We start from the raw sequence: 22,413 nt of genomic DNA on the forward strand, positions 1-22,413 counted from the left end.
ACCGGTTCGAGATCACGATTCGGTTCGAAATGGGCGCTGATCTGCCAAACGGACACTATGACCCCAAGCCGGAAGTCATTAAAGTAGGGGTGGAAGGAGAAATGCCGATGACAAGAATCGAAAGCAAGATCCCGTTTGGGACGCCCCCCTCGCTGGGCATTGCTGCAACGCAAGCTTTTCGCGGAGCTCGAGAACGTATATGAGCCCGTCATGGCCAAGTACGTCAAAGAAGACGGCAGCTTGATGTGGCCGGTCGATCCGAACCATGTCGGCATCGACGAACTTGACGACGCCTACGAGAGCTTTCAGAACTGGCCGCTGCTGTACCTGCTTGGCGGAAACCGCGAGTATCTCGAGATTTCGCTGCGCGAGTACGATGCGATTACGCAGCAATTCACGCAGTATGACAGCGGTCACGGCCATCCCGTCACCGTAAAAGAATACGAGCAAGGCTACGATTGGTTTCATCAAGGCGAAGGGTACTTATTCTTCTACCCTTTAAACTTGGCGGCGCCGGACGCCGGGCGCAACCGGGAGCGGTCGATCCGCTATGCCGGCTTCTTCATGAATAAAGATCCGGATGCGCCGAATTATGATGGGCGGCTGAAGCTGATCCGCTGCGCCTTTTCCGGCAGCAAAGGGCCGGCTTTCCGCAATTTCACCGGCGAGCCATGGGTTTACGAGGATTGGAAATCGTTCTACGGCTTGCCTTTCGGCGATGTGCCGGGCATTACGGAGATCGAAGATATCCGCCGTCCCGAGCACGCGGCGGCTATGGGCGAAATCATGCGCGAGCGCTTGTCTCATGGCGACGTCATCGCGAATTTGGCGGCGGCGACGATGGTTGCGAACGCGTATCTGCATACCGGCGACGAGAAATACCGGACCTGGGTGAAGGAATACGTCGATGCGTGGATCGAACGGGCGGAGAAGAACGGCCGGCTCGTTCCCGATAACGTCGGTCTGTCAGGCGTGATCGGCGAGACGCTGAGCGGCAAATGGTACGGCGGTTATGACGGCTGGACATGGCCGCATGGCTGGCTGTCGGTCGGAGACGCGGTCTTGATCGCGGCCGAGAATGCGACATTGCTGACCGGGGACATGTCTTATATGGCCTTCGCCCGGACGCAGATCGAGCGGCTGGCCGAGCAGGGCATCGAAGACAAGGGGACGCTGCGCGTTCCTTACAAATATGGGGATGCCGGGCTGCAGCATCGCTACAAACTGTGGATTCCCGGCGTTCTTCAAGCGGATGACGGAGAAATCGTCTCGCGGGACGGATGGCTCGAATTCCAGCCGATGGATGCCCGATTCCCGATCCATCTGTGGCATATGTCGCAGGAGGCGTCAGATCTGGCGCTGGCGCAGCGGCTTCGCAACCAGGATACGCGCGACTGGGAGCGCGCATCGTCAAGAAACCGGCCAAGGGTCTCGGCGGCCATGATGCCGCTTGGGCGGCCTATCTAGCAGGAAACTTCCCTTATTATCCCGAAAGAATTATGGAACACAACTTAGCGCAAATCGAAGAACGGCTTCGCTTCATCCGTGAAGACCGGCAAGATCCGGCAACGTACACCGATTCTTATCTGCAGAAACGGAATCCGGTTACGGTCGAAGGGCTGCTGCAGCTTACGATGGGCGCGCCGCTGCCGGTTTACAAAGGCGGCCTCGTAATGGCCACGGTTGTATATTGGGATATCGCGGGTAAACGCCCCGGACTGCCGAAGGACGTTGCGGCGCTCGTCGAGAAGATCGCACCGGCTGCGTCGTGCTCGCGCTGGTCAATCTGGACAGCTCGCTTGTTCGGGAGCTGCGCTTGCAGGCCGGCGCCTTCGGCGAGCATCGATTTCTAAGCGCGGCGGTTCTCTCGGAAGACGGGCAACGTATCGAAGTAACGGATATCCATGACCGTCAGTTCGAGGTGCTGCTGCATCCGTCGTCTCAATTAAGACTGGAGTTGGAGGTGGAACGCTTTGTCTATGACCCGTCCTACCGGAATCAATCCTCCGTTTAACGAGGAAGTACGCCGTTTCCGTCTGCGGGACGGTGATCGTGAATGGGCTTACGGCATCGGTGCCGCCTGGCTCGGGCGCGATGGCCTTCAGCCCGACAAGCTGCGCAAGGACAAGGCCGTGCTGGAGCGGGCTTACGAGCTCGGCGTGCGCTATTTCGATACGTCTGCGGCTTACGGTGAAAGCGAATTCGTCGTCGGCAGCTTTATCGGCGCCCATTCCGGGCTTCGTTCATCGATCTTCGTGGCAACGAAGGCTCCTATTCCGAAGACGCTCACGCCAGCGGAGGCCAAAGCCGCCGTCGCACGCAGCGTCGACGAGAGCCTGCGAAGATTTCGGACGGATTATATCGATCTGCTGCAAATCCACGATGTGTATACGCTCAGTCAAGTCCTCGGGGCAGGAGGGGCGCTCGAAGCGCTGCAGGAAGCAAGAAGCGCCGGCAAAATCCGCTATATCGGCCTCGGGACGCGTCCGCTGGACTTGCTGGAGGAGGTCATTGCGAACGGGCATGTCGATTCCGTATTGACCTACTCGGACTATACGCCGATCGATCAAAGCGCCTCGCCTTTGATCCGGCTTGCCGAAAGCCTTGATGCCGGCATCGTCAATGGCAGCCCGCTATCGGCCGGCATGCTGACAGGCGCCGATCCGCGGACGCTGCAAGTACCGGCATGGCATGAAGAGACAGTCATTCGGCGCGGACTCGCGGCGGAAGTATACGATCTATGCGCTGCGCACGGCGTTTCGGTGCTGGCTGCAGCGCTTCAGTTCCCGCTGCGCTGCGCGGGCATCGCCATGAATTTGACCGGTCCGAGGGACGAAGATGAAGTCGTCTCGACGCTAGAGGCGCTGCGCGTTTCTATCCCGGACACGTTCTGGCAGGCGCTCGCGGCCTGGAATCAAGAGAGGGCTGCGAGGCTTAGCCATCGCAAAACTTAAGCTAATGCTTTCGAAGTAGTTTTGCTTTCTCGCCGGGTTCCCCGGCTGCGGGCTTCGCTCGCAAAACTTTTAGGAGGTATCAGAATGCGAATCGCTCTTATCGGCGCCGGCTCCATGGGGGCCGTTCATGCCGAGGCTCATGCGCGCAATCCGCGCGCCGATCTTGTCGGCATCTTCGATGCCCGCTTTGAAGCCGCCGCCGCGATGGCGGAACGGCTCGGGACGCGCGCTTACGCCACGTTGGAAGCACTCATGGAAGCCGAGAATCCGGACGTCATCGACGTATGCGTGCCTACTTTCGCACATAAAGACTACGTGCTGCGCGCTGCTGCATACGGCAAGCACGTCATCTGCGAGAAACCGATCGCCGGCAATCTTGCCGATGCCCGGGCGATGATCGACGCTTGCCGCGATGCGGGCGTTCACCTGTACGTCGGCCACGTGGTCCGTTTCTTCCCGGAATACGCGCAGGTTAGGGAGCTGATCCAACGGGGAGAGATCGGCGAAGCCGGTACGGTCCGCACGGAGCGGGTCAGCGCTTGCCCGCGCGGATTTGACGGCTGGTACCTGGACTTCGAGAAATCCGGCGGCGTGCTGCTCGATCTCCTTCTTCATGACTTCGATTGGCTCCGCTGGACTTTCGGCGAAGTCGAACGCGTCTATGCGCGCAGTTTGCTCGCATCGGGCGATACCCGGTCGCCGGATCACGCGTTCGTGACGCTGCGCTTCCGCAGCGGCGCGATCGGATACGCCAATGGCTCGTGGGCCTTCCCCGAGGGCTTCGCGACGCGGCTTGAGGTTGCGGGCGATGGCGGCATTTTGTCCGTGAATTCCGAGGATGCCGTTACGAACCAGGTCCGCTTGGCCGCCAAGGAAGCCAACCAAGCCGCCGTTCAAATTCCGCAAAGCGCGCTCGACCGGTCGCCGTACGACACGGAGCTCGATCACTTCCTGCGCTGCATCGAGGATGGCATCGACCCTGTCTTGACCGCGGAGGATGCCTATGAGGCGTTGCGCATCAGCTTGGCTTGCATCCAATCGGCCGTGACCGGTACGGCCGTGGAAATGGAAAGCTTCGGAAAGGGGAATGCCTGAATGAAGATCGGCCTATTGGGCGTTGCCCACATGCATGTCTATGCATACGTGCACGGCTTGCGCAAGCTGGGCGTTGAAATCGCCGGCGTCGCGGAGGCGGATGAAACCCGCGGCCGGCAGGCGGCGAATGATTTCGGCACGCATTGGGAGCAAGATTACGAGAAGCTGCTGGCAACGGATATCGATGCCGTCGTCATCTGTTCGGAGAACGCGCTGCACCGCGAGATCGCTGTCGCAGCCGCGCAGGCCGGCAAGCATATTTTGTGCGAGAAGCCGTTGGCGGACTCCGTGGAGAGCGCCCAGGAGATCGTATCCGCGGCACGCAAGAGCGGGGTTAAGCTGATGACCGCGTTCCCGTGCCGGTTTCACCCTGCGGCCGCGGCGATGAAACGCGGCGTCGAGAGCGGCAAGCTCGGCAACATCCGCGCCATTCAAGGCACGAACCGAGGCTCGATGCCTGGCGGCTGGTTTATCGACAAAGCGAAATCCGGCGGCGGCGCCGTCATCGACCATACGGTTCATGTCGTCGACCTGATGCGCTGGATCATGCCAGGCGCGGAAATCACCGAGGTCTACGCGGAAATCGGCACGCGTTTCCACAAAATCGATGCCGACGACTGCGGGATGCTCGTGTTTTCGTTCGATAACGGCGTCATTGCTTCGCTGGATCCTTCCTGGTCGCGCACGAAATCTTTTCCGACCTGGGGAGATGTCACGCTGGAGATCGTCGGCAGCGCCGGCGTAAGCAAAGTCGACCTGTTCAAGCAAAACATCGTGGTTCACAAAGACGCGACGCTGAAAACCTCTTGGGTCAACTGGGGTTCGGACATGGATGCCGGACTCGTCGCTTCCTTCGTCGACAGCGTCCGCAACGACAAGCCGGTAGCGATTACCGGAGAGGACGGCCTTGAAGCCGTGCGCGTCGCCCTTGCCGCGTATGAATCGGCTGCCGCCAAACAGCCCGTCAGGATCATCCGATGAACGATCGGAGAACGATAGAAGTTGCTGGGGAGCCGCGCAAACCGCGGCTTCTCTTCGTTGGCATAGAAGGGCTTGCGGAATGGCCGGGTCTTCCCGGCATCGTGGTTGCGGGCATCGTCGACGTATACGGAGAATGGGGATCGAGTTCGGTTAAACCGCAGGGACTGCCTGCGCAGCTGCAGCATTGTCGACTGTTCGCCAGCCTCGAGGAGGCGCTCGAATTATCGGCTCCGGATACCGCGTTCGTCTGCGTGTCCAACGACCGCAAGACAAGCTTTCCCGTTATGGAACGGCTCCTCCGGGAGAACATCGACGTTCTGGTGAAGAAGCTGCGCCTCCATGCCATGTCCGACGTCGAACGGCTGTCGGAGCTGAGCAAGCGCGGCCCGGGGCGATTGTTCGTCGGCGAGCATTACCGGTATATGCCGTCCGTCCGCGCGTTGAAGCGGCTGGTGGATGAGGATGAGCTAGGTGCAGTCGAGCAAATCACATGGCGCTGCCGTCTTCCTTACGAAATCCATGATTGGATGAAGAGCTATCGTCATCTCGTGCTGGAGGACTTATCCTATCATCATTTTAGCGTGCTGCACGATCTATTCGGTTTCGAGCCGCTTCGCTTGTACGCGCATTCGTTCGAACCCGCCTTCTCCCGAGCCGGCACGCGGACCGTTGCTTCGGTGCTGGCAGAGACCGCGGATTATCGGCTGAATTACGAGACGGTTTGGTGCTCCAAACGCGAGCCGTATTCGTATTTGGGGGAAGTAACCGTCGAGGGCTCCAAGGCATCGGCCGTGCTGACGGACACTTCCCTGCACCAGTACTCGCCGCTTGGGCGCAACCGTGAAGTCGTCTGTCCGGCCCCCCGATATGACGGTCCTTGGGGATTGCTCGAGCATTGGCTGGATACGTACGGGAGCGGTCAGCGCACGGCGGCAGTGGAATCGGAAAAGCAATTCTCGCTAGGAGCCGAAGCGAAGGCAAAGACAGAAGCAGAAGCAGAAGCAGAAGCCAAGGATACTGCTCGGTGGCTGCCGTATACTTTTGAACGTTTCGAGCCGGTTCTGCTCGCGATCTATCGGGCGGTAGAATCGGCTAAAAATCACGTCGTTAGATAAAGCACGGCAGTTCTGGGATGGCTGCCGACGGTAAGAAGGGGAGCGGGAACGATGCAGCAATTGCGCATAAGCGAGGATAAAAGATGGTTGAATATGGCGGACGGCACGCCGTTCGTCTGGATCGGCGACACGGCATGGGAGTTGTTCAATCGGTTGACCCGCGAGGAAGCAGCATATTATTTCGCCAAGCGGAAGGAGCAGGGCTTCAACGTCATACAAGCGGCACTGCTAGCGGAGATGAACGGCTTGAAAGCCGGCAACGCCTATGGCGAAGTCCCGCTGCACGAACTGGATTCGGATCGACCGAACGAGAGCTATTTCGAGCTGGCGGACGAAATGATCCGGATGGCCGGCGAACATGGCATGTACATGGCGCTATTGCCGGCTTGGGGGGATAAAGTGCTGGAGCCGGGCGACGGTCCGCGGATTTTCAATCCCGCTTACGGGAATCAGGGGGCGGAGGCGGCAATCGACCGCGCATACCGTTACGGACGGTGGCTCGGCAGCCGCTATCGCGACGAGCCGAACATCGTATGGGTGCTGGGCGGCGACCGGGATTATACGGAAAGCAGCGACCCGCACGGTACGCTGAAGGAACTGTGGCGCAGCATGGCCCGCGGCTTGAAGGACGGGGACGGCGGGTCGCATTTGATTACCTTCCATGTTTGCCGCGGGTCGTCGATTTATTTTCCGGCTGACGAATGGCTGGATTTCCATATGGCGGGCAGTTACCATTTCGCGCGCGACTTGGAGACGTCCTACCAATTCATCGAACGCGATTACGGACGCTTTCCGATCAAGCCTGCGTTGGATGCCGAGCCGCGCTACGAGGATCATCCCATTAACTGGCTGCCGGAGAACGGCTATTTCGACGACTATGAAACGAGGCAGGGCGCCTATTGGTCCGTATTCGCCGGCGCATGCGGGCACACGTACGGATGCCATGACGTCTGGCAGTTTCATGGACCGGCATTCGAGCCGGTTTGCTATCCCCGCACGCATTGGCGTGAAGCCTTGTCGCTGCCCGGCGCCAATCAGATGGCCATCCTCCGGCGGCTGATGGAGTCGCGGCCGCTGCAAGGAAGAGTTCCGGCTCAGGAGCTGCTGCGCTACAATTACACCGGCGGCGACCGCGTCAGCGTCATGCGCGGCGAGGGCTACGTTTGGGTTTATTCTCCGAAAGGAAGGACGTTCGAGCTGGATCTGAGCGGCTTCGGCAACGCGAGTTTCACTGCGGCGTGGCTGGATCCGAGAAGCGGCGATTCCTTGCAAAGCGACACTACGGCTTCGGCCGGCGGAATCGCCGATCGGGCTGCGGCTTTCGTGCCTCCCTCGTCGGGACGAGGGTCGGACTGGATATTGGTCCTTTCGCGCGAGGAGTAATGCGGGATAGCGGTTCACTTTCTTCCATTCGCTGCCGACAAATGGAAGAGGGAGCCATATTCGGCCTTGCATATGCCGCATATCGTCCTTGTCGCATCTGAAATTGCATATAGAGGAGCTAGTCGCATCATGAAGAAACCGAATCTCAAATCCGTCGCCGCCGCATCTTTGTTGACGGCGCTGCTGTCCGTATCGCCGGCGGTATGGACGGCGCAAGCGTCAGCCGGCAGCATTGCCGGACCAACCGCGCCAGACGCGCCCAAAGCACCAACCGCACCCAAAGCGCCAACCGCGCCCAAAGCGTCAAGCTCGGGGGCTGGGTCTTCGGCCGCAACGGCTGCAAAGAGCCAGTCCGTGAAGTTGACATACCCGGCAGCCACCGTGAATCTGCAGCTGGGCAAGCAATTCCCGGCCGCTCCGAAGGTGAAATCGTCCGCGCAGGTGCAGCTGCTGTACGCAACCGGAAATCCGGCCATTGCGAAAGTGAACGAAGCCGGCGTGCTGATTCCGGTCGCCACGGGCACAACGACGCTCACGATCAGCGTATCGCCGGCATCCGCGGGCTATTCGGGCACCTTGAAGCTGCCGGTCGTCGTGACGAAGCCGGCCGCATCGAATAAGCTTGCGTTCGAGCCGAAGCTCGAGAATCGTACGGTCAAGGCAGCCGGAAGAAGCTTCGCGGTAAAGACCGTGACGATTCCCAAGGGCATGCCGGTCACGACCGGCTATGCGAACCGGAAGGTCGGCACGACGCAATCGCTGGCCGGCATGGTTTCCGCCTACCATGCGGATATTGCGATTAACGGCGCTTTCTTCGACTCCTACAGCGGCGTTCCGGATCCGTACGGCATGCTGATCAGTGGAAGCCTTCCGCAGCATATCGGCAACACCGGCACGTCCATCGGGTTCAAGTGGGACGGCAGTGCGGTGATGGACACGCTGCGGATCGGGATTCGTGGCAGCGTGTCGGCACCGGACGGCGGAACAAGCTCGTGGTATGCGTATTTCATGAATCGGCTGCCTTCCGGCCAATCGACGGCGACGCTCTTTACGCCTCAGCGCGGCACGTCGCTGGGGTTCAAAGCCGAGCATGCCGTCGTCGTGCAGCGCGGAGTCGTGACTGCCATCCATAATGGCGCGGATAGCTTAATCCCGTCGGACGGCTACGTGATCGTCTATCAAGGCGGGGAGGCCGGACAAGCGAACCGATTCCAGGTCGGCAGCCGGGTGTCTTACTCGCTTAACATGACGAATTTGAAAGGCTCGGCCGTCGATTGGAGCGGCGTGCATACCGCGGTCGGAGCAGGTCCGCGGCTTGTCACGGACGGGAAGGTCACGCTCAATCCGACAGCCGAAGGATTCCGCGATCCCAAGATCTTGACCGGCGGCGGCGCGCGCAGCGGCATTGCCATCCTCAGGGACGGTTCCGTCATGATCGCAACCGTATCCGGCGCGACGATGAAGCAGTGGGCCGAAGTGATGGCGCAGCTCGGCGCGCGGCAGGCGATGAATCTCGACGGCGGGGCTTCATCCGGCATGATGTTTCAAGGGAAGACGGTAACCGCGCCGGGCAGGCTTCTCAGCAATGCGCTGTTGTTCGGCAAGCAGCTTCGCTACTAGCAGCTTTGAACGAGCAGAACTGACGAACCATAACCGCCCTGCAGTTCTCGCTCGCGGCTATGGACGAAGGCACAGCACAAAGCCCGCCGGCATCGGGATGGCCATTCTCGGTCATCTCCGCCAGGCGGGCTTTGTCTGCGTCGCGGGTTCGGTCAGTCAAGGTTCATCTATGGCATCCGGGTAGCTGTCCTCGCCGGGATAGTCGCGGTCAATCCCTTCATGCAGCTCGCGGTTCTCGTAATCGAACCGGTTCGGCGAGCGCATGTCGATCCGCCAAGGCGTGCTTTTGCCAAGCGACGGCGACGGGATTCCGGAACCATACGGGCCTTCCGGGAACTCTTCTGCAGCGAGGTCGTTGCGTTGGGACTCGACAGCTTTGAAATCCGTATACGATTGACGATCTTCTTTTTTGAACAAGCCGGCTACCTCCTGAAACGGATTATTGTTTTTTACCGTTTCAGTGTACCCCGATCAGTCGGTAAAATTCACCGTTCCCACCACGAGTTCGAGAAATTGGCGCAGGTCGCCAGCTTCTTCTTCCGTCAGTTTGTACGTATATTCCAAGTATCCGTCTTCGTCCAAATCATCCTGTCCGACGATCGCGGTGCGACCGCTTTGCAGATCGGTAATCAGCTTCTTGCCGTAGAAACGGCTCGTCGTCATGATGGCCAGGTCGAACCGTTTCAGGTTCGGCGTAATGAACGTAACGAAGCGGGTAGTCGTTTGTTCGGTCATATCGGACATAAAATCATAATCAGGCAGCAGCATCGGGCGTTCCTCCTTTAATGCGTCTATCATAGCATCCCGCTTGCAAAGCGGGCAACACGCGCTCAGGGAGAAAATGGAACTTCGCTATTGCCTATCCGATCCGCCGTATGCTATGATGTGAGCAATCAAATCGTTGAACGTGAGGAAGCACCTCTTTTCGCCATGCTATGGCGCGAAGAGGTGCTTTTTTTGCGTTTATCTTCCAGATGGATTTGATCATTCCTAATAGCGGAGGTGCCTGTCATGCAGGTCGTATTTTTGAACACTTTTGAGAGAGCCGGCGGCGAAATCGCGGCAGCCGGCGAAGCCCAGTTGTCGATTTGCGAGCAGAACGGCGTATGGTCGGTCATATGGACGGATTCGGATTCCGAAACCCAACAGGCCGGGGATCAGCAAATTTGGTACGAGGGCGGCTCGTGGGAAGAAATGATGACGGCCTTCCGGCATGGCGTTGCCGTGCAGATGGGAGAAGGCTTCTTGCCGCTAATCGACGGCATGCTTGACGAACGCAGGACTGTGGAAGGGACCGGCACGTTGTACTCGATGATCCAGTGTTACGGCGAGCAGAACGGCAATGAAGAGTTATTCCACGCGCTGCGCGATTGGCGGCGTGCCAAGGCGGTCGCCATCAAGAAGTCGGCCTACCTGGTCGCGACGAACCGGATGCTCTGGATGATCAGCGCATTCGTGCCGCAGCAGCTGGAGGAACTGTTGCAAATTCCGGGTTGGGGCGAAGCCAAGCAAGCGGCCTACGGCGAGGAAGTGCTGGCGATTACGCGTTTATTCCAGCGAGACACGCATTTTCCGCTCGATTGGGTAGCGGGAACGCTCGATCCGAAGACGTATACGAAGTGGACGTACAAGCAGAAGGAGAATAAGCTCAAAGCGCAGATGGACCGGCTGTCGGAGAAACGGGAGCTGCTCCGCGCAATCGCGGAGGGGAAGTCGATCGACGAGCTGCAGGAGCAAGTCGATCTGCCGCGCCGCGACTTGATGGAGCGGATCGAGAAGCTGGAAACGGAAGGCTATGATCTGGAGCCGCTCATCGAACGAGAGCTTGCGGAAATGCCGGATTTCGAGCAGCAGCTTGTCTGGGACGCGCTGCAAACGCTCGGCGACCGCTACTTGAAACCGGTGCTGCATCAGGTGTACGGGGAGGATGCGGATCAGGGGAAGGGCAAGTCGCTCGACATGCTCTATGACCGGCTCAGGCTGATACGGCTGCGGTTTCGACGGGCGAATGGCAGCCGGGAACAAGTGTCATAACGACCAGATCGGATCTTCGAAACGGATCGATAAGCCGCTGTCGCAGCCGCAGCCGGTTTCGTAGGAGCGGTTGCCGATCAATTGCGAAGCCGCTTCGCGAAGCTGGTGCTTGGAAGGCGTAATGGGTTCTTGAAGATCGTTCTGCTCCGATTCGTTGCAGCGCAGCCATAGCAGGACGGCTTTCAGAACAGGTTTGCTTTCGTCCATCGCCCGGTCCCACAGCATCCATATATCGTCATCGTGTCTCGTTTGCCCATCGGTCGGATCAAGCCAAGGACGGCGCGATTCGTTCAAAATATCCAGCTTCGGCAGATGCCGCTTGTACACGAAGGGATCGATCTGCCCGAACGTCAGCACGCGTTTGATTCCGCTTGGATCGTGGAACAGCCGCTGCGCGCGAATCATGTCGCCCATGGCGCCGCGCCACTGCTCCCGGCGGATCAGCGGAGCGAAATCGGAATAATGCACGGCCGAGATTTGTTCGAAAGCGTCTACGATCGCGTCCGGCAGTGCGCCTCGCATATCGATTTCGCGCCACACTTCCGTCTTCCAGGTATCTATGCCGAGCAGCTTGCGGACGATGAGCGTATCCATCATTACTTCGAAACGCTGATGATCCCACTTACGGAAGCCGGAACGGCTGAAGACGTAAGGATGCATGACGCGGTCCAAGAGATGATGCAGCAGGAAGCCTAATGCATAGGCGAGCGAGTCGTCCTTGGACGGATCGGAATCGGGCAGGTGATCGACCGCATCGAGCATATCGAGCAGAGCCGGGCCGCAGTGCCGTTCATGCATGGCGCTCCCGAGCTTGTTCATCGTCTTGTCTTTCTGCCAGGGGAGGAAATGATGATAGAATAGAAAGTCCGGACCTTGGCAGCCCATATTGAATAGACGCTTACGCGCCGGATGCGCAATGAGCGTTTCTTCGCCAAGCATGCGGAGGCATCGCTGCCCGAATAAAAAATGGGTCCATACGTTTGGCACGGTCATCCTCCTTAATTGGGTATCCGGTAAGGGGGAAATCTGAATCGAAAGTACGAATTTTAGCGCGGTCTCGGGGCGATGATTCGACATAATCCAGCAAACTTGAGCGGAATGGTATACTTGACCTAATTATTCTTGTATAATTAGGAAGAAGTTCACCGACAACGTTGCAAAGGGGCGCTACCTCAAGATGAAGGCTGAGTACATCAATCCCTTCCTAGAGTCCGCTAAAATCGTGATCGAGCAAGTGATTCAGATCAGACCTTCTACCGGGCAGCTCGGCATCAAGGACGTAACGTTCATGGAAAATCATATATGGATTCAAATCGGCCTCAACGGCCAAATGAACGGTGATATCGTTTTTGGATTAAGCGAGCAGGTAGCGCTCAAGATGGTTTCCGCGATGATGGGCGGCTACGCCATTGCCGAAATGGACGAAATGGGCAAAAGCGCGATTAGCGAGCTCGGCAATATGATCAGCGGCAACGCCAGCACGATGCTCTTCAACCAGGGCGTGAGGGTGGACATTACGCCGCCGAAAGTGATTCATTCCGCGCAGGATGCGGGTTTCAAGGCTTCCAAAGCATTGACGATCCCGCTCATTATGGAAGGAATCGGCGAGCTGGACATTCAAGTTCTACTTGCATCGTAGCATTTTTCAAGCTCCCGTGGGAGCTTTTTTTATATTCCGGACAGATTAGTTTTTGCTTATAATAGGATTGGATTTTTCTGGATTTTGGCGCGCCGCGCCGTCAAAAGGACAGCGTCGACCGTCGCTTGCCGCATGCGCGGGCCGTTCGGGGAACGGATTCGTTTTGCCTATTCGTACCCTTTGCAGTAAACTGAAAGGCAGGTGATGACAGGTGTTGCATGGGAAAATCGTACTGATCACCGGCGCGGCGAGCGGGATCGGCGCAGAAACGGCCAAAATGCTGGCTGCGCAAGGCGCCGTGCCGATTCTTACCGGCCGCAGCAGAGAGAAGCTGGAGCGGATATCGCAGTCCATTCCGCAGAAGCACGGCTGCTATGAGCTGGACGTGACGGATTTCGGGTCGGTTCAGGAAGCCGTTCGGAGGGTCGCGGAAGATTACGGCCGTATCGACGTGCTGCTGAACAATGCCGGATTCGGGCTGTTCGAGCTGTTCGAGGATGCGCCGGTCGAGCGGTTTCAAGCGATGATGGACACGAACTATATGGGGATCGTCCGATGCGCGAAAGCAGTGCTTCCGGTCATGCGCGCGCAGGGCGGCGGACATATCGTGAACGTCGCATCCATGGCGGGCAAACTAAGCACGTCGAAGTCTTCCGGTTACGCGGCGACGAAGCATGCGGTATTGGGGTTCACGAACGCCATACGCTCGGAGCTCGCGCCTTTCAATATTGCCGTATCGGCTGTCAATCCCGGTCCGATCGACACTCCTTTCCTGCAAACGGCGGATCCGGACGGATCCTATGCGAGCCGGGTACGCGGCTACATGCTGAAGCCGGAGCAGGTTGCGAGTGCGATCGTCAAGGTCATCGAGAAGCGGACGCCGGAAGTGGATTTGCCGTTATCGGCATCCGTCGGCATCCGTCTGTACGGACTGTTTCCGCGTTTGGCCGACCGGGTTGCGGGCAGATGGCTCAACCGTAAGTAGTGGTTCACAGGCAAGTAAGTATAAGAGGAGTTTGATGCATGTGTCTTGGGAAACGTTACAGCTGCAGCCGCAGCTGATCGAAGCGTTACGAATGAATAAAATCGAAGCGCCGACGCCGGTGCAGGCGGAGACCATTCCGCTGATGCTGGCGGGGCATGATATTTCCGCGAAATCGCAGACGGGCTCGGGCAAGACGCTGGCCTACATGCTGCCTGCTATCCAGCGGGTCGACACGGCGAGCAGTGCCGTGCAAATCATGGTGCTTGCGCCTACGCAGGAGCTGGCGATGCAAATTTTCCGCGTGGCGGAGACGTACGGCGAAGCGCTCGGCGTGAAGACGCAGCAGCTCATCGGCGGAGCATCCATGCAGCGCCAAGTGGAGAAGCTGCGGGAGCATCCGCACATCGTCGTCGGTACGCCGGGGCGTATTCACGAACTGGTGAAGTCCGGCAAATTGAAGCTGCACGGCATTCGGCTTGTCATTATCGACGAAGCGGATCAAGTGTTCAATCTCGGGTCGACGATCGAAGTGGAAACACTGCTGAAGGGCATGCTGCGCGACCGGCAGATCGCCTTCTTCTCGGCGACGCGGCCGCAGGCGATGGCCGATGTCGAGGAGCGCTGGATGCGGGAGCCGAAGCAGGTGAACGTGAGTCCTGACCAGCAAACGCCGAGCAAAGTCGCCCACTATTACGTTGTCTGCGACAAGCGCGATAAGGCGGATACAGCAAGGCGCTTGATTCATCTGCTGAAACCGGCGTCAGCGCTGCTATTCATTAACGAAACGGACGAAATCGCGAATTATGAAGCGAAGCTGAAATACGAAGGCTTCTCCGTGGAGACGCTGTACGGCGATGCCGACAAACAACGGCGCTCGTCGACGCTGGCCCGGTTCAGGGAAGGCCGGCTGCAGATCCTGCTTGCAACGGACGTTGCGGCCCGAGGACTCGATATCGCGGATTTGGCGCTCGTCGTCCATTTGGATCCGGCGCTGGATGCCGATCATTACGTTCACCGCTCCGGACGGACGGGACGGATGGGGAAATCCGGTACGGTCGTGTCCATCGTGACGCGGAACCAGCTGTTCATCATGGACAAGTTCCGCAAGCAGCTCGGCATCGATTTGCAGGAGAAAACGATGTACAAGGGCAAACTGTGGTCGCCGGGCGAGGAACAAGGCGTTCGCGGCGAGGATAGACCTCGGCGGGAATTCAGCTCGACCCGGAGCAGCGGCGACGCAGCGCGCAGACCGGGCCAAGGTGCCTCCGCGGCTGGCGGTTTGTCCGCAGCCCGTAAACCGCCGGCACCGGCTCAATCCGGCGAAGCGGCTGCGGAGCCGGCCGCGCGCCGGGCAACTATCGCCGGCGGGCAATCGACGCCGGCTTCTCGTTCCGGACAAGCCGCTGCGCCTCGCAAGCAGGATCCGAAGCAGTCGAAGCCCGCTAAATCCAAGAAAGAGCTGGAGCGGGAACGGAAGAACAAAGGCGCGCCGAAATGGCTCAAAGCGAAGCGCGACGGCGAACAGGGCGAAAAGTAAGCAAGACGAGCGCACATCGCAGTCGCATTTTACGAGAGCAAGCATCGCAGTCGCATCTTGCGCGAGCAAGCTTAATCGCATAAAGGGTGAAACCGGAATGGCATGCAGAATGCCGTTCCGGTTTTTTTTGCGCGGCTGCATGGTGCGTGGTTATTGGTAGTTCAGCCTGCTTGCCCAGCAGGTTGCCGGCCAAGCAGGCAAACCCGGAAAACCGAGTATTTTCGCGGCTTTCGACGGACAGTGCTCTGGTTGGGCCCTATTGATTTCTTCTAGGGAAGCCGTCGTAAATGTCGCATGCCAGGGGCTGCGGGTGCTGCGCTTTGCTGACAAAATTTTCACCTGCTACCCCCTGAAAGCATTTGCATGGTCCCGAAGGATATGAGCGAACGTTAAAAAACGCGGCTGGGACCGCATCGCGAGGAGAGTGGCATCATTATGAAAAAGGCCATGTTGAAAAAGGCGGCAGTCACATCGATAGCGTTACTGACTTTGGCAGGAGGCGCGGGCAGCGCATTCGCCGACGGTAAAGGAAACGGACATAACGAACGCGAAAACGGCAAGCAAGAAGATCGCAACAACGGCGGCAAGAACAACGGCAATAGTAACGTTAACAACAAAGGCAACAACGGCAACGGCTCCGGGATCAACCTGCACTTCAAGGATGAGCAGGATCTCAAATGGGCGATGGAATATATTATTCGTTTGGCTTCCAAAGGCGTGTTCAACGGCTACGAAGACGGCACGTTCAAGCCGCAGCAGCAAATCACGCGCATCGAGTCCATCGTGGCGGCTGTCCGCCTGATGGGATTGAAAGAGCAAGCGGAGTCGCAAGCCGAGATGAGCACGAAGCTCAACTTCAAGGACGCCGATCAGCTGACGAAGAAATATCCTTGGGCAGTCGGTTACGTAGCCGTCGCTTTGGAGAAAGACCTGTTCAACGAGACGGACGACGCTATTCAGGCGGACAAGCCGGCAACGCGTTTGTTCGCGGCAACGCTGCTCGTGAAGGCGCTCGGCCTTGAAGCCGAAGCGAAAGCGAAAGTCAATTCGCAGTTGACGTTCAAGGATGCGAAGAGCATTCCTGCCGGCTCCGTCGGCTATGTGGAAGTAGCGCTCGAGAAGAACCTCATCACGGGTTACGAGAACAATACGTTCCGTCCGAACCAGCCCGTGACGCGCGCCGAATTGGCAGCCCTGCTTGACCGCACGGACGAACAGCTTCCGGATCACGATGCGGCGGCGATTACGGGTACGTTGAAAGTATCTGCGTCGGCCGGATCGATTACGGTCGTGAAAGCAGACAATAGCGAAGTGGCGCTGGCGCTCGACCCGAACGTATTCATCTTCCGCAATAACGTGAAGGCGACCGCGGCTGCTCTGAAAGCAGGAGACGAAGTGCTCGTTCGTACGTACCAGAACAAAGTCGTATTCATCGAAGTGACGAAGGCGGCTGCCGACCAGGTCGTGACGAAAGATAGCGGCAAATTCGATTCGTACAAGGTGAACTCGTCGGGCAGAATGACGATCATTTCCATTACGAAAGATCTCACGACCGGCGGTACGCAGAAATATTCGTACGCTGTATCTCCCGAAGTAACGGTTATCGGCGATGCGGCGCTGCTCGAAGTCGGCCAAGCGCTTGAGCTGACGCTCACGAACGGCGTTGTGACTGCGATTAAAGTCGTTTCCTAATAAAAGCGCGCTTATCGAGCATAACGCGCACGAACCGCGCACCAGCCGGTGCTTAATTAGAGCCTTCATTCCCGCTTGACTGACGGGAGCGAAGGCTCTTTTGCTTTTGGGCTCGAGATCCGGCCTTCGCCTCAAGCGGCTGAACGGAACGGCCGTTTTTCATTTCTTCGAAAATTTGGTAGTATTCAGGGTAGAGACAAAGAGGTGATCGCGATGAAACCCGTATTGGAAGTGAAAGGTCTGACCGGCGGCTATAGTCCCCGAAGACCTGTTCTGCATGATTTGAATTTCGAGGTTGCCGCAGGCGAAATGGTCGGACTGATCGGCTTGAACGGCGCGGGCAAAAGCACGGCCATCAAGCATATTCTTGGCCTGATGCAGGCGCACGAAGGCGAGATCCGCATCGGCGGGCATACGCTTGCGGAACAGCCGGAGCAGTATCGCCAGGCGCTGGCTTACGTGCCGGAATCGCCGCTGCTCTTCGACGAGCTCACCGTAGAAGAGCATTTGCGATTGACGGGCATGGCCTACGGCGTCGAAGAATCGCTTTATGAGAAACGGACCGAAGGTCTGTTGGAAGAGTTCTACATGAAGCCGAAGAAAGGCGCTTTCGCATCGCATCTGTCCAAAGGAATGCGGCAGAAGGTGATGATCATGAACGCGCTGCTTGCGCGGCCATCCTTGTATGTCATCGACGAGCCGTTTCTCGGCTTGGATCCGCTCGGGATCCGTTCGCTTCTCGATAAGCTGGTCGAGGTGACGAAGGAAGGGTCGTCCGTGTTCATGAGCTCGCATATTTTGTCCACGGTGGAATCGTACTGCAGCCGGTTCATCGTGCTGCATCAAGGCGTCATCGTCGCGCAGGGCACGCTGGCCGACGTGTGCGAGAAGGCCGGCATGACGCGGACGGCCGGCGCGGGATCGCTGGAGGAAGCCTTCTATCGCTTGGTGGCCAACGGGGGCGCGCATGGATCGTTCCGTTAATGCGCTGTGGCGCAAGCGAGCCGGGGATTTCTGGCGCGGAGCCATCCCGTATTTCCGCGACATGACGCAGAGCGGGCTGCCCGGCGTTGTCATCATGCTGCTGCTCGCCGGACTGGCGGGATACGGCATGCTGCTGCGGGACATGCCGGCGAACTTCCCGTTCACGCTGGTCGGCGTCGTCGTCTTGACGCCGATAATCTGTTGGAGCCCGCTGCGAACTTGGCTGCGCGAGGCGGATATCGTCTTTCTGGTGCCCCGCGAAGCGGAGATGCCCGCCTATATCCGGCGTTCGTTCCGCTATAACGGCTTCGCCTGCGCTGCCGGGGTTTTGCTCGTTTGCGTGTTATATCTGCCGCTCTACTCGGCAGGTCCGGCGACGACGCCCGTCGTTCTAATCTTTATTTTCGCGCTGCTGCTGAAATTGATGAACATCGCCGCAGCCTGGCGCGAACGGCAGCTCGTCGAACGCGCCAGCAGACGCGCCGTCCGGCTGCTGCGCTGGGCGTCGACCGCCATCGCCGCAGGTGCTTTGCTGCAGATCGAGTTGTGGAAAACGCTGGTCTATCTCGTCGTGGTCGGCGGTCTCTTCTGGCTGTTATATGGGCGCTTGTCGCGCTACCCGCTGCCATGGATGACCTTGATCGCGGAGGAGCAGGTGACGCGCCGGCGGTACATGGCGTTCTTCAGCGCCTTCGCCGACGTGCCGACAGAGTCCGCCGCCGTCCGGTCCAGAGGCTATGTCTCTTGGCTGGCAAGGTTCGTTCCCTACGGCAAGAACAATGCTTTCACGTACTTATATGCGTATACGCTCGTCCGAACGGAGCTTGGCGGCATCGTTATTCGGCTGACTGGCCTTGGAATCGTGTCCGGCATGCTCTCCGCATACGCGGGCTTATGGCAGGGCTGGGGCTCGGCGGGCGTCTGCCTGCTGTTCGTTTGGCTCAGCGGCATTCAGCTGGGCTCGCTTGCGCAGTCCCACAGGCATTCCGTCTGGCGGCTCGTCTACCCGCTGCCGGAGAAGACGCGTCATGACGCCGTACTGCTCGTCGACCGCTTCGCATCGCTGATCTGCGCGGTCTTGATCTGGCTGCCGCAAGGCATCTGGCTGCCGGGGCATGGGGAACTGGCGCCCGCGCTTGCGGCGCTCGCCTTGTCGGTCTTGTACGTGCTGGCGCTGCGGCCTTCGCGCGTGCGGAAGAAGCTGCTGTTCGATCCGGATGATGACTAGGAGCTCGTTCCGGCGGGGAAAGATTGATTTCACCGGATTCCCGCCCATATGGCGCACGATCCCCGCGCAAGCAGCGCATCGTCGACAACGCCAAATAAAGCTGCCCAAGAGGCAGCTTTCGCGTCGTGTCCATGCATGATTCCATAAGCAGTCTCCCGTTGGTGAACTGCACCTCCAGTCGTTAGATGATGTCTAACGATCGGGGTGCGAACCGCTACAGGGAGGCTGCTTTTGCTTTAAGATCAAGGCGATACCCTTTGACCAGCGTTTCGCCGTTCTTCACGTCGGTATTGACGGCGCGCTCGAAGCCGAGACGTTCGTAAAGGCTGACCGCGGAGGCCATCATATCGGAGGTGTGGAGATGCAGCCAGTCCGCACCGAGCCCAATGGAGCGGGAGACGGCTTCGCGGATGAGCGCGGTTGCGATGCCTTTGCCGCGATGCTCGGGCGGGACGGCCAGATAGCGGATGATCGGGCCCGTGATGCCGAGCTCCGGTGCGCCGTAGGCAGATTCCGAACCGAGGAAGAGCTGCACGGATCCAACGATGCGGTCGTCCTCCGTCGCGACGATTCTCGCGGCAGGTCCTTCGTTATCGAAGGAAGCGAGTATGGCGTTGCGGTAAGGCTCCCATCTGTCCGCGGGCAGCGACCCCGAATATTGCGTATACGCATCAACGGTGACCTGCAGTACCGCATCGCGGTCTGCTGCCGTTACATCCCGAATTGTTAGTCCCATCGAAATTTCCTCCTTCAATGCTAACCTGATAGAAGCGTTGCAGCTTTCAGACTAGTATAGCCTATTATTCCGACCTTTTAAATTGGTTATTTAAAATTTCAATAAATCGATAGAAGTTTCTAGCTAGCTATTGCGAGTTCAACATACCGATAGCGTACAGTTGGCACTTACCAACAGTGTGCCATGTCCGCCTCCCCAAATGCAAATCCGACTGGATGATTTTGGTCCGTTTCGATTGACGGAGGTAGGGGATTGCTTTAGAATACGAGTAATTCCAAGTTATCGGATATGAATAATTAAAATTGAGGAGCGAACCCGACTATGAACATCGAAAATATCGAGGCGTTCGTGTACGTGAACCACTACGGGAGCTTCAATAAAGCGGCCGAGGTGCTCTTCCTGTCGCAGCCCTCGGTCACGGCGCGCATCCAAACGCTGGAGCGGGAACTGGACTGCAAGCTGTTCGACAGGCTGGGAAAGCAGATCGCGCTGACGGACAAAGGGAAGCAGTTTCTTCCCTACGCACAGCAGATTATGCAGACGTTCCAGAAGGGCAAGCAGCACATGCAGCAGCGCAAAACGATTCCGCATGAGCTGCGGATCGGCGCGACGGTTTCCGTATCGAACTACCTGATCCCGAGCTTGCTGCCGCGATTGAAGCAGCGGTATCCGGAAATTCATATCAAGCTGTTCACGGCGGGGACGGACGAACTCGTCAACAAGCTGCACAACAAGGAGATCGATTTGGCCTTCGTGCGGAAGGTAGCGCATCCGACGCTGAGCTCTTATAGATTTTACGAGGATCCGATCAAGCTTTACGTGTACGGGGGACATCCCTTTATGCAAAAGGAAAAGGTGTCGATCGAGGAGATCAGCTTCCAGCCGCTCGTCTTCTTCGAATGCGGATCGCTCGACTGGATGCGGGTGCACCGGGTGTTCGACAGCCTGGATCATCAGCCGAACATCGAGTATCTCGTCGATAACTCCGAATCGGCGAAGAAGCTCGTATTGGAGCGGGCCGGCATCTGCTTCCTGCCTGGGCTGTGCGTGGAGCAGGAGGTGCGGGCGAACCGGTTGTTCCCGATCGAGTTCGACGAGCTGGACGGCATTACGCTGCAGACGAACCTGATTTCCCGCAATGGCGAGCATGCGATGTTCGCGGATTCGCTAATGGAAATCGGCCAGGCGCTGTTCGGCCAGTAACGCTCGCTAACGGACGCTGCCCGCCGGCACTGCGCGCAGTCGGCATACGCATCCCTGCCTCTGCTTTTCCATATTCCATCGACCATTATCCCGTTCCGATTCACAGATAGACTCCCTCCATGGACATATAGAAAATCTCTATCGATAAATGGATTGACTGCTGCGGACCTGGGATGGTAAATTAAGTTCAATTCAATTCCGATTAAAACGATTGGAATTATAAAGTTAATAATAATCGGCGATCTACCATTCCTGTGGAGGTCCATACGAGACCTTTGCTTTTCAGGTGAAGGCAGCTATTTCAAACACACAGTGGAGGTAGATGGGGTTATGAACAAGACAATGATCGGTACGGCAGGCTTGGCTTTGGTGGCAATAACGGTAGTGACGACGGGATGCGGAACGAAGAACGACAACAAGAACGCAAGCGCGAACGCATCCGGCAATCAGGCATCGAACGACACGCAAACCGCGAGCGGCGGTAACAACGCAGCGGACGTGAAGAAAATCATCGTCGGCACGGGCACGCAGTTTCCGAAAGTATGCTTCCTGGACGAGAACGGCAAGCTGACGGGCTTCGACGTCGAGCTGGTCAAGGAGATCGACAAGCGTCTCCCGGGTTACGAATTCGAGTTCCAAACGATGGATTTCTCCAATTTGCTGCTGAGCCTGGAAACGAAGAAAATCGATTTCGTGGCCCATGAGATGGAGCAGAATCCGGAACGGGCGGAGAAATACCTGTTCAACAAGGAAGCGTACGCGCACTGGAAAACGAAGATCATCGTACCGGCTGACAGCAAAGAAACATTCAAATCGTTGGATGATCTGAAAGGCAAGAAGGTGCTGACGAGCGCGACGAGCGCCGAGGCGACGCTGCTGGAAAACTATAACAAGACGCATGATAATGCGATTAAGATCGTCTATACGAACGGCGCTGCTAACGATACCGTCAATCAGTTGACGACAGGACGCGTGGCTGCAACGCTCGGGGCCGACTTCACGCTGGGTCTGATCGATCCGCAAAAAAAATTGCAAGTGGTCGGCGATACGCTTGAGGAAGCCGACGTGCAATTCGTATTCCGCAAAAACGATCCGGACGGCCAGAAGCTGGCCGATGCCGTGGACGGCGCGATCAAAGAACTCAAATCGGACGGCACGCTTAGCAAGCTGAGCGTTCAATGGCTCGGAGCCGACTACACCCAACAATAAAGCTGAAGGAGGGAAAAG

General features: G+C 58.0%; 21 protein-coding genes. 17 read left to right on the forward strand and 4 right to left on the reverse strand.

Going from position 1 to position 22,413, the window contains the following annotated elements:
- Positions 1-135: 135 nt before the first annotated feature.
- The 8 genes from GZH47_RS22925 (at position 136) to GZH47_RS22960 (ending at position 9,148) form a co-directional block, all read left to right on the forward strand.
- The gene (locus tag GZH47_RS22925) at positions 136-1,467 is read left to right on the forward strand and encodes a DUF8034 domain-containing protein (RefSeq protein ID WP_162643352.1); all 1,332 of its coding nucleotides are present in this window, start codon (positions 136-138) and stop codon (positions 1,465-1,467) included.
- Positions 1,468-1,499: 32 nt separating this feature from the next.
- Positions 1,500-1,853: a DUF8034 domain-containing protein gene (locus GZH47_RS22930; protein WP_162643353.1), complete on the forward strand. Its 354-nt coding sequence runs from the start codon at positions 1,500-1,502 to the stop codon at positions 1,851-1,853.
- Between the two features lie 126 nt (positions 1,854-1,979).
- Entirely contained in the window at positions 1,980-2,954 is a 975-nt protein-coding gene (locus tag GZH47_RS22935; protein WP_162643354.1) for an aldo/keto reductase, read from the forward strand.
- 84 nt (positions 2,955-3,038) lie between these two features.
- Complete coding sequence (locus GZH47_RS22940) at positions 3,039-4,049, forward strand: Gfo/Idh/MocA family protein (protein WP_162643355.1); 1,011 nt, start codon at positions 3,039-3,041, stop codon at positions 4,047-4,049.
- A complete protein-coding gene (locus GZH47_RS22945) occupies positions 4,050-5,030 on the forward strand; it encodes a Gfo/Idh/MocA family protein (RefSeq protein ID WP_162643356.1) in 981 nt (326 codons plus the stop codon).
- A complete protein-coding gene (locus GZH47_RS22950; RefSeq protein ID WP_162643357.1) occupies positions 5,027-6,145 on the forward strand; it encodes a Gfo/Idh/MocA family protein in 1,119 nt (372 codons plus the stop codon). Before GZH47_RS22945 ends, GZH47_RS22950 begins: the two co-directional genes overlap by 4 nt.
- 51 nt (positions 6,146-6,196) lie before the next feature.
- Positions 6,197-7,528, forward strand: coding sequence for a glycoside hydrolase family 140 protein (locus GZH47_RS22955; RefSeq protein WP_162643358.1), 1,332 nt, complete (start codon positions 6,197-6,199; stop codon positions 7,526-7,528).
- A 129-nt stretch (positions 7,529-7,657) separates the two neighbouring features.
- Positions 7,658-9,148, forward strand: coding sequence for a phosphodiester glycosidase family protein (locus GZH47_RS22960; RefSeq protein ID WP_162643359.1), 1,491 nt, complete (start codon positions 7,658-7,660; stop codon positions 9,146-9,148).
- Positions 9,149-9,304: 156 nt separating this feature from the next.
- Here the strand turns inward: GZH47_RS22960 and GZH47_RS22965 are convergent, their stop codons facing one another.
- Both GZH47_RS22965 and GZH47_RS22970 read right to left on the reverse strand, forming a co-directional pair.
- Entirely contained in the window at positions 9,305-9,565 is a 261-nt protein-coding gene (locus GZH47_RS22965; RefSeq protein WP_162643360.1) for a hypothetical protein, read from the reverse strand.
- Positions 9,566-9,619: 54 nt separating this feature from the next.
- Positions 9,620-9,916 (reverse strand): DUF3055 domain-containing protein, encoded by a 297-nt coding sequence (locus GZH47_RS22970; RefSeq protein ID WP_192043536.1) that lies wholly within the window; start codon positions 9,914-9,916, stop codon positions 9,620-9,622.
- A gap of 243 nt (positions 9,917-10,159) precedes the next feature.
- On the opposite strand from GZH47_RS22970, the gene GZH47_RS22975 reads away from it, so the two are divergent.
- Positions 10,160-11,182: an HRDC domain-containing protein gene (locus GZH47_RS22975; RefSeq protein WP_162643361.1), complete on the forward strand. Its 1,023-nt coding sequence runs from the start codon at positions 10,160-10,162 to the stop codon at positions 11,180-11,182.
- On the opposite strand, the gene GZH47_RS22980 is transcribed toward GZH47_RS22975, so the two are convergent.
- Positions 11,177-12,175 carry a zinc dependent phospholipase C family protein gene (locus tag GZH47_RS22980; RefSeq protein ID WP_404823710.1) on the reverse strand — a complete coding sequence of 333 codons (999 nt, stop codon included), beginning with the start codon at positions 12,173-12,175 and terminating at the stop codon, positions 11,177-11,179. The genes GZH47_RS22975 and GZH47_RS22980 overlap by 6 nt on opposite strands.
- Positions 12,176-12,359: 184 nt before the next feature.
- On the opposite strand from GZH47_RS22980, the gene GZH47_RS22985 reads away from it, so the two are divergent.
- The 6 genes from GZH47_RS22985 (at position 12,360) to GZH47_RS23010 (ending at position 19,247) form a co-directional block, all read left to right on the forward strand.
- Entirely contained in the window at positions 12,360-12,821 is a 462-nt protein-coding gene (locus tag GZH47_RS22985; RefSeq protein WP_162643363.1) for a chemotaxis protein CheX, read from the forward strand.
- Between the two features lie 211 nt (positions 12,822-13,032).
- Positions 13,033-13,806 (forward strand): SDR family NAD(P)-dependent oxidoreductase, encoded by a 774-nt coding sequence (locus tag GZH47_RS22990; protein WP_162643364.1) that lies wholly within the window; start codon positions 13,033-13,035, stop codon positions 13,804-13,806.
- Between the two features lie 34 nt (positions 13,807-13,840).
- Positions 13,841-15,343, forward strand: coding sequence for a DEAD/DEAH box helicase (locus tag GZH47_RS22995; RefSeq protein WP_162643366.1), 1,503 nt, complete (start codon positions 13,841-13,843; stop codon positions 15,341-15,343).
- A 435-nt stretch (positions 15,344-15,778) separates the two neighbouring features.
- Complete coding sequence (locus GZH47_RS23000) at positions 15,779-17,035, forward strand: S-layer homology domain-containing protein (protein ID WP_162643367.1); 1,257 nt, start codon at positions 15,779-15,781, stop codon at positions 17,033-17,035.
- Positions 17,036-17,242: 207 nt separating this feature from the next.
- Positions 17,243-18,019 (forward strand): ABC transporter ATP-binding protein, encoded by a 777-nt coding sequence (locus GZH47_RS23005; RefSeq protein ID WP_162645385.1) that lies wholly within the window; start codon positions 17,243-17,245, stop codon positions 18,017-18,019.
- The gene (locus GZH47_RS23010) at positions 18,003-19,247 is read left to right on the forward strand and encodes an ABC transporter permease (RefSeq protein WP_162643368.1); all 1,245 of its coding nucleotides are present in this window, start codon (positions 18,003-18,005) and stop codon (positions 19,245-19,247) included. Before GZH47_RS23005 ends, GZH47_RS23010 begins: the two co-directional genes overlap by 17 nt.
- 214 nt (positions 19,248-19,461) lie before the next feature.
- Here GZH47_RS23010 and GZH47_RS23015 read toward each other — a convergent pair whose 3' ends face one another.
- Complete coding sequence (locus tag GZH47_RS23015; protein ID WP_162643369.1) at positions 19,462-19,983, reverse strand: GNAT family N-acetyltransferase; 522 nt, start codon at positions 19,981-19,983, stop codon at positions 19,462-19,464.
- A gap of 321 nt (positions 19,984-20,304) precedes the next feature.
- On the opposite strand from GZH47_RS23015, the gene GZH47_RS23020 reads away from it, so the two are divergent.
- Together GZH47_RS23020 and GZH47_RS23025 are read left to right on the forward strand one after the other, a co-directional pair.
- Positions 20,305-21,186 carry a LysR family transcriptional regulator gene (locus GZH47_RS23020; protein WP_162643370.1) on the forward strand — a complete coding sequence of 294 codons (882 nt, stop codon included), beginning with the start codon at positions 20,305-20,307 and terminating at the stop codon, positions 21,184-21,186.
- 330 nt (positions 21,187-21,516) lie between these two features.
- The gene (locus GZH47_RS23025; RefSeq protein WP_162643371.1) at positions 21,517-22,395 is read left to right on the forward strand and encodes a transporter substrate-binding domain-containing protein; all 879 of its coding nucleotides are present in this window, start codon (positions 21,517-21,519) and stop codon (positions 22,393-22,395) included.
- Positions 22,396-22,413: the final 18 nt, after the last annotated feature.

Source organism: Paenibacillus rhizovicinus (assembly GCF_010365285.1).
Taxonomy (GTDB): Bacteria; Bacillota; Bacilli; order Paenibacillales; family Paenibacillaceae; genus Paenibacillus_Z; species Paenibacillus_Z rhizovicinus.

Coding starts and splice junctions, on each gene's coding strand:
- GZH47_RS22930 (WP_162643353.1), top strand. CDS start 1,500: ATGGAACACAACTTAGCGCAAATCGAAGAACGGCTTCGCTTCATCCGT.
- GZH47_RS22935 (WP_162643354.1), top strand. CDS start 1,980: ATGACCCGTCCTACCGGAATCAATCCTCCGTTTAACGAGGAAGTACGC.
- GZH47_RS22940 (WP_162643355.1), top strand. CDS start 3,039: ATGCGAATCGCTCTTATCGGCGCCGGCTCCATGGGGGCCGTTCATGCC.
- GZH47_RS22945 (WP_162643356.1), top strand. CDS start 4,050: ATGAAGATCGGCCTATTGGGCGTTGCCCACATGCATGTCTATGCATAC.
- GZH47_RS22950 (WP_162643357.1), top strand. CDS start 5,027: ATGAACGATCGGAGAACGATAGAAGTTGCTGGGGAGCCGCGCAAACCG.
- GZH47_RS22955 (WP_162643358.1), top strand. CDS start 6,197: ATGCAGCAATTGCGCATAAGCGAGGATAAAAGATGGTTGAATATGGCG.
- GZH47_RS22960 (WP_162643359.1), top strand. CDS start 7,658: ATGAAGAAACCGAATCTCAAATCCGTCGCCGCCGCATCTTTGTTGACG.
- GZH47_RS22970 (WP_192043536.1), bottom strand. CDS start 9,916: ATGCTGCTGCCTGATTATGATTTTATGTCCGATATGACCGAACAAACG.
- GZH47_RS22975 (WP_162643361.1), top strand. CDS start 10,160: ATGCAGGTCGTATTTTTGAACACTTTTGAGAGAGCCGGCGGCGAAATC.
- GZH47_RS22980 (WP_404823710.1), bottom strand. CDS start 12,175: ATGACCGTGCCAAACGTATGGACCCATTTTTTATTCGGGCAGCGATGC.
- GZH47_RS22985 (WP_162643363.1), top strand. CDS start 12,360: ATGAAGGCTGAGTACATCAATCCCTTCCTAGAGTCCGCTAAAATCGTG.
- GZH47_RS22995 (WP_162643366.1), top strand. CDS start 13,841: ATGCATGTGTCTTGGGAAACGTTACAGCTGCAGCCGCAGCTGATCGAA.
- GZH47_RS23000 (WP_162643367.1), top strand. CDS start 15,779: ATGAAAAAGGCCATGTTGAAAAAGGCGGCAGTCACATCGATAGCGTTA.
- GZH47_RS23010 (WP_162643368.1), top strand. CDS start 18,003: ATGGATCGTTCCGTTAATGCGCTGTGGCGCAAGCGAGCCGGGGATTTC.
- GZH47_RS23015 (WP_162643369.1), bottom strand. CDS start 19,983: ATGGGACTAACAATTCGGGATGTAACGGCAGCAGACCGCGATGCGGTA.
- GZH47_RS23020 (WP_162643370.1), top strand. CDS start 20,305: ATGAACATCGAAAATATCGAGGCGTTCGTGTACGTGAACCACTACGGG.
- GZH47_RS23025 (WP_162643371.1), top strand. CDS start 21,517: ATGAACAAGACAATGATCGGTACGGCAGGCTTGGCTTTGGTGGCAATA.